Annotated in this window: 1 pseudogene; it reads right to left on the bottom strand. The window is 32.3% G+C overall.

The window, feature by feature from the left end:
• Positions 1 to 226 (bottom strand): annotated as a pseudogene (locus UNSWCS_RS12165) (methyl-accepting chemotaxis protein); the annotation flags it as partial.

The following is a 226-nucleotide window of genomic DNA, read 5'->3' as shown; positions in this document are numbered from 1 at the left end:
TGATACTGATTGATTAACAGCAGTAGCATCTTGATTGGCAGTGTCTTGTATCTTTTTGATGTTTTCGTTGATGAGTTCTGCCATGACGCCGAATTCATCTTTTGTTTTTACTTCTGTAATAACTGGCTCTTTGATCTCGTAATTTAGGAATTTAAAGAATGATGTTAAAGACTCTGATATATTTGAAAGAGGTTTTAAATATCTACCAACAACAAAGATCAAAAGT

This window comes from Campylobacter concisus UNSWCS, assembly GCF_000466685.1.
Lineage (GTDB): Bacteria > Campylobacterota > Campylobacteria > Campylobacterales > Campylobacteraceae > Campylobacter_A > Campylobacter_A concisus_A.
The sequence above is the reverse complement of the archived record's forward strand: the minus strand, read 5'-3'. Positions and strand labels throughout refer to the sequence as shown.